Source organism: Aeromonas sp. sif0611, assembly GCF_019218845.1.
GTDB classification, from domain to species: domain Bacteria; phylum Pseudomonadota; class Gammaproteobacteria; order Enterobacterales; family Aeromonadaceae; genus Aeromonas; species Aeromonas media.
Genome location: NZ_JAHUWU010000016.1, coordinates 1 through 5,250 on the forward strand (window position 1 = coordinate 1; position 5,250 = coordinate 5,250).

The following is a 5,250-nucleotide window of genomic DNA, read 5'->3' on the forward strand; positions in this document are numbered from 1 at the left end:
TTGAAGCATTATCTGGGTTGGCGGCGGATGCTGGAGCGTTATCAACGAGGGATAGACGTCAGATGTTGCTTGCATGAGGCGCTAGGGCGCCCCATGCAACACGTAATTGGGACATAGCCATAAAAAACCGGGCTTCGAGGAGCCCGGTTCAAGTGAGGTTGGAAAAACAGTCCGTACTGCGAGCCGTTTGTCCAGCCTGACTCAGATATCGATCCGGCGTGCCTGCCAGAACTTGCTGCGCCAATAGGCATTGTCGAGCTTGGAGCGAGTCACCCCGGCGCGGGTGGAGGCGTGGATGAATTCACCGTTGCCGACATAGATGCCGACATGATTGAGGCGGCGGTTTATCTTGAAGAAAACCAGATCCCCTTCAACCAGATCCTGCTTGGAAACGCGAGTGCCTTCATGAACCTGGGAGCGGGTATCGCGGGGCAATTCGATGCCGACGGCATTGCGGAACACTTCACGGGCGAAGGCGGAGCAATCTATGCCTCGCTGGCTGCTGCCCCCCATGCGGTAAGGGACGCCACGCCACTCTTTGTATACGGTCAGGATTTCGTTGACATCTGGTGTGGGTGAAACTTCAGGTTCAATCACGGGTTCCATCATGGAAACCTCGATCTTGCTCGCGACCTCGGGCTGGGGTGCAGAAGCACAACCCACCATTCCGAGCGCGACCAGCAGTAGCATCAGGTGGCGCAATCCTTTATCCCCGCAAATAGAGTGAAACTTGTTAAAATGCAGCCCGACAGGGCAATTTATAAGGCAACAGCACCCGACTATATCCAAGAATTCTATCGAGGCAAGCGAAAATCCCTATCGACCTCACATTTTTGCAAGGAAATGCACTGTTTTGCATGATTAATGTGATCATGGCCAAACAATATACAATCGCAAAAGTACCGGTTTTGCCCTGTCAAAACGGATCGTTATCGCTGTTTCGACCTCATTTTAAAGTGAAATATTATGCTCTATGCGGATCTCTATTTGTTAAAACCGGCGCTCATCGACGCCGAGCAGTTGATCGGGCTGCAATCAGAGCTCTCGCCGGACGAATATCGCCATTGGCATGAGATCCGCCAGCCTGGCCGCCAGCGTGAGTACCTGCTCGGTCGGATACTGTTGCGCCGCCTGCTGGCCGAGCGGCTGGGCTGTCCGCCCGATGCGCTGGTGTTTCGCACCGGCGAGCACGGCAAACCCACGCTGGCCAGCCATGACTGGCAGTTCAACCTCAGCCACAGCGGGGACTGGCTGGTGCTCGCCCTCTGCCAGCAAGGCCCCCTCGGCGTGGATGTGGAGATGGGCTTGCGCCAGCGCCCCGTCCTGCCATTGGCCCAGCGTTTCTATGCCCCTGAGGAATATCAGTGGCTGCTTGCCCTGCCATTCCGGGAGCAGACCTCGGCCTTCTATCGGCTCTGGTCACGCAAGGAGGCGGTGCTGAAAGCCCAGGGGGCTGGCATCGCCGCGGGGCTCGACAAGGTGCGCTTTGTGCCGGAGGAGGGGTGGCGGCTGGACAACCGGCTCGATTCCCGAAGCTATCTGGTGCTGGACTGGCGTTTTGGCAGCGGCTGGCTGAGCCTCGCCGCCCCGACTCGCCAGATCAATGGCTACCTGCTGGATGAGCGCTTGAAATCCACGCCCCTGGACCCCATGTTGATCCACACCATTTTCCGAGAGTCAGCCTCATGATCGTCGACATCAATCCCCAGAACTTCCACGCCGAACTGATCGATGCGTCCATGAAAAAGCCGGTCGTCATCTATTTCCACGCCCCACAGATGCCAGAGTGCCAGGGCATGACCCCGCTGGTGGAGACCCTGGTTGGCCCGGCCAATCCCGCAGTCACCCTGGCCAAGGTCGACATGAACGATCCCCAGCTGCAACCCCTGGCCAGCCAGCTGGGTCTGCGCGCGCTGCCCGCTCTGGTGCTGTTCCATCAGGGACGCCCGGACGAGCAGGCCATCCTGGAAGGCCCGCAAGATGAGGCCACATTGCGCCAGTACTTCGCCGCCTTCGCCCCCAAGGAAGAGGAACTGTTGCTCGAGAAGGCGCAGCAGGCGCTCACAGATGGTCAGGCTGATGTGGCCTATGCCCACCTCACTCAGGCCCACCGACTGGCGCCCGAGCGCCACGACATCAGCCTCTGGCTGGTGCAGGCGGCGCTGGATCTGGCTCTGCTGGACGAGGCGCAGGCCCTGCTCGCAGCCGTCCCCATGGTGGCGCAGGATGATCACTATCAGACCCTGAGTTCTCGCCTGGCCCTGGCGCTGCAAGCCAGCGACAGCCCGGAGCTGCGCGCCCTGGAGCAGCGTCATGCCGAGACACCGGACGACGGCGCCCTCACTCAGGAGCTGGCGGTGCTATACAGTCAGGTTGGCCGTCAGGAAGAGGCCCTGGCATTGCTGTTCAACATTCTCAAACGCGACATGGCGTTTGGCGACGCCAAGAAGATCTATCTCGATATTCTGACCACCATGGGTGCACATCCGGCTGCGCAGAGTTATCGTCGCAAGCTTTATAGCCTGCTTTATTAATCAATGAGGAAATCAGGGGATGCCGAGCAATCGGCATTGCCTTGTTCAGGCAGGAAGAGCAGTAATTAAGGGAAATGACGAATTTCAGGCAAAAAAAAATGGCGCATTGAAATGCGCCATTTTTTCGCATGGATTACTTCTTGTAGGAAGTAGCCATGTTGTCGATGCGCTGGTTAGCACGAGCTGCTTCTTGGTTAGCAGTTGCGATATCAGCAGCCATCTTGGATTGATCAGCACGAACTGCGCTAACATCTTGAGCCAGTTGGTCAACTTTGTTAGACAGATTCTGAACGGAAGTTTCCAGTTCGCTGGTGTTTGCACAACCGCCCAGCAGGGCAGACAGACCAACAACACCTACCAACAACATTTTCTTCATTTTTAAAGCTCCCTTTAACTCGCCAGACGTTTAGCAAGCGGCGTGATTATGGCACAAATAAATACGAGTTTGGATAGGCCCCATCACAGATAAATGCATTAAAACCCTCATTTTTTTTTAAACGCACACTTTTTGTGCAAATTTAAGTCAAAAACGAGTGCCTTAGATGAGGTTCGCACCAAGCGTAACCAAAAAATGCCCTTAATACAATTTCGTATGAAGCTTAAGCTGAACGTTCAGACAGCATTTGACGATATTGCACCAGATCCTCGATGGTCAGCACCGGCATCCGGTGCAGGCGACCAAAAGCCACCAGATCGGGCAACCTGGCCATGGAGCCATCGGCCTTGGTCAGCTCGCACAACACCCCGTAAGGCTTGAGACCGGCCAGCTGCATCAGGTCCACCGTGGCTTCGGTATGACCGCGCCGGGTCAGCACGCCGCCGGTGCGGGCACGCAGCGGGAAGACATGGCCTGGACGATGCAGATCCGACGGTCGGGCGCCGTCGGCGATGGCGGCCTGGATGGTGGTGATGCGGTCGGCGGCGGAGACGCCGGTGGTGACGCCCTGGGCTGCTTCTATGGTCACGGTGAAGGCGGTCTGATAATGGCTGGAGTTGGCCTCCACCATCATGGGCAGCTCGAGCTGGCGTACCCGCTCGTCGGTCAGGCAGAGGCAGACGATGCCGGAGCATTCGCGGATCATCATGGCCATCTGTTCGTTGGTCATGGACTCGGCGGCGAAGATGAGGTCACCCTCGTTCTCCCGATCTTCATCATCGGCCACCAGCACACCTTGACCGGCACGCAATGCGGCCAGCGCGGCTTCGACGCGGGCAATGGGATCACCAAATTCACTGAGTAGAGACTGATTCATGGTAAGACTCCTAAATAAGACAAGGACCAGAATCAGGGCATGGAAAGGCAGACAGAGATAGGTATGCAGCAGCCGGCCCGCAGGGAGCCATGACTGCAATATCTGTCTTATCCTCTTTCATCCGGACTGTGACCGTCGGCTCCGGCATCTCACCGGATCTGCTGACCCCGACCCCGGTTTCAAACCAGGGTCGGGCGCTCGCGGGCTCCCCGAGTCAGATCGGGATACCGCCGGTGGGGAATTTCACCCCGCCCTGAGAATAAGCGCAGACAGCCTAAAGAAAAAAAACGCAGGATACCAGCCCAAAACCCATCAAAGATGAATAGGACGCAGTGCACCGCCCCCCGCTGGCGACTTGCCACTCAGCTGCACGGCGCGCTGTCCTTTCTGATTTTGTTTATGGCATAGTGCCAGCAAAAACGTGCAGCCCGCGCAGACTCGGGCGCCAACACCACAAACGGAATCATGACAGAGATGGAAAAGAAAATACTGCTGACCGATTGCCCCGACGCCAAGGGGCTCATCGCCAAGATCACCAACATCTGCTACAAGCACCAGCTCAACATCAACAAGAACGACGAGTTCGTGGATCACGAGAACGGCCGCTTCTTCATGCGTACCGAACTGGAGGGTCGCTTCAACGACGAGACCCTGCTGGCGGATCTCGACGACGCCCTGCCGGCAGGTGCCCAGCGCCGACTGGTCAAGGCTGGCAAGAAGCGCATCGTCATCCTGGTCACCAAGGAGACCCACTGCCTCGGCGACATCCTGATGAAGAACTACGCCGGTGCGCTGGACATGGACATAGTGGCGGTGATCGGCAACTACGACACGCTCGCAGAATTGACGGGCAAGTTCGACATCCCCTTCCATGCCGTGAGCCACGAGGATCTCAGCCGCACCGAGCATGAAGAGCAGGTACGCACCCTCATCGACGGCTATCAGCCGGATTACGTGATCCTGGCCAAGTACATGCGGGTGCTGACCCCGAGCTTTGTGGAAGCCTACCCGCGCAAGCTCATCAACATCCATCACTCCTTCCTGCCCGCCTTCATCGGTGCCCGCCCCTACCGTCAGGCCTTCGATCGCGGGGTCAAGCTGATCGGTGCCACCGCCCACTTCGTCACCGACGATCTGGATGAAGGTCCCATCATCGAGCAGGACGTGATCCACGTGGGCCATGCCTTCAGCGCCGACGACATGGCCAAGGCGGGACGGGATGTGGAGAAATCCGTGCTGAGCCGGGCCCTGGAGCTGGTGCTGAACGAGCGGGTCTTCGTCTACGGCAACAAGACGGTGGTGTTCAAATAACCCTGTCCGTCGTTCGACACCCAATAAAAAGGCGCTGTCCCAATTACGTGTTGGAAGACTAACCTTGGAGTAGGTCATCACCTTGAGGGCCTCCATCATGGATACCCAAGCCTTCCAACATCTCCTTACCCTGTTCCCGCAACTCTCTGTCC

General features: G+C 57.6%; 6 protein-coding genes, 1 pseudogene and 1 riboswitch. Of the genes and pseudogenes, 4 read left to right on the forward strand and 3 right to left on the reverse strand.

Translation table 11 applies throughout. The features are described 5' to 3' along the window. Nucleotides 1-117, forward strand: a pseudogene (locus tag KW824_RS20505) (IS1595 family transposase); the annotation flags it as partial. Between the two features lie 84 nt (nt 118-201). Here the strand turns inward: KW824_RS20505 and KW824_RS20510 are convergent. Next, nucleotides 202-690 carry a C40 family peptidase gene (locus tag KW824_RS20510; RefSeq protein WP_041206201.1) on the reverse strand — a complete coding sequence of 163 codons (489 nt, stop codon included), beginning with the start codon at nt 688-690 and terminating at the stop codon, nt 202-204. A 276-nt stretch (nt 691-966) separates the two neighbouring features. On the opposite strand from KW824_RS20510, the gene KW824_RS20515 reads away from it, so the two are divergent. Further along, nucleotides 967-1,689 carry a 4'-phosphopantetheinyl transferase superfamily protein gene (locus KW824_RS20515; RefSeq protein WP_218410873.1) on the forward strand — a complete coding sequence of 241 codons (723 nt, stop codon included), beginning with the start codon at nt 967-969 and terminating at the stop codon, nt 1,687-1,689. Continuing rightward, nucleotides 1,686-2,534 carry a tetratricopeptide repeat protein gene (locus KW824_RS20520; RefSeq protein WP_218410874.1) on the forward strand — a complete coding sequence of 283 codons (849 nt, stop codon included), beginning with the start codon at nt 1,686-1,688 and terminating at the stop codon, nt 2,532-2,534. Before KW824_RS20515 ends, KW824_RS20520 begins: the two co-directional genes overlap by 4 nt. 133 nt (nt 2,535-2,667) lie before the next feature. Here KW824_RS20520 and KW824_RS20525 read toward each other — a convergent pair whose 3' ends face one another. After that, on the reverse strand, nt 2,668-2,910 hold the full coding sequence (locus tag KW824_RS20525; protein ID WP_025327798.1) for an Lpp/OprI family alanine-zipper lipoprotein: 243 nt from the start codon (nt 2,908-2,910) through the stop codon (nt 2,668-2,670). A 223-nt stretch (nt 2,911-3,133) separates the two neighbouring features. Continuing rightward, entirely contained in the window at nt 3,134-3,787 is a 654-nt protein-coding gene (gene ribB, locus KW824_RS20530) for a 3,4-dihydroxy-2-butanone-4-phosphate synthase (RefSeq protein ID WP_041206202.1), read from the reverse strand. A 105-nt stretch (nt 3,788-3,892) separates the two neighbouring features. Next, a riboswitch (FMN riboswitch) is annotated at nt 3,893-4,052 on the reverse strand. Between the two features lie 209 nt (nt 4,053-4,261). Here ribB and purU point away from each other — a divergent pair. Continuing rightward, on the forward strand, nt 4,262-5,098 hold the full coding sequence (gene purU, locus KW824_RS20535; RefSeq protein WP_042650512.1) for a formyltetrahydrofolate deformylase: 837 nt from the start codon (nt 4,262-4,264) through the stop codon (nt 5,096-5,098). The last annotated feature ends 152 nt before the right edge of the window (nt 5,099-5,250 follow it).

What these genes read in the sequence shown, in the direction of transcription:
- KW824_RS20510 (WP_041206201.1), bottom strand. Translation starts at nt 690, where the DNA reads ATGCTACTGCTGGTCGCGCTCGGAATGGTGGGTTGTGCTTCTGCACCC.
- KW824_RS20515 (WP_218410873.1), top strand. Translation starts at nt 967, where the DNA reads ATGCTCTATGCGGATCTCTATTTGTTAAAACCGGCGCTCATCGACGCC.
- KW824_RS20520 (WP_218410874.1), top strand. Translation starts at nt 1,686, where the DNA reads ATGATCGTCGACATCAATCCCCAGAACTTCCACGCCGAACTGATCGAT.
- KW824_RS20525 (WP_025327798.1), bottom strand. Translation starts at nt 2,910, where the DNA reads ATGAAGAAAATGTTGTTGGTAGGTGTTGTTGGTCTGTCTGCCCTGCTG.
- ribB (WP_041206202.1), bottom strand. Translation starts at nt 3,787, where the DNA reads ATGAATCAGTCTCTACTCAGTGAATTTGGTGATCCCATTGCCCGCGTC.
- purU (WP_042650512.1), top strand. Translation starts at nt 4,262, where the DNA reads ATGGAAAAGAAAATACTGCTGACCGATTGCCCCGACGCCAAGGGGCTC.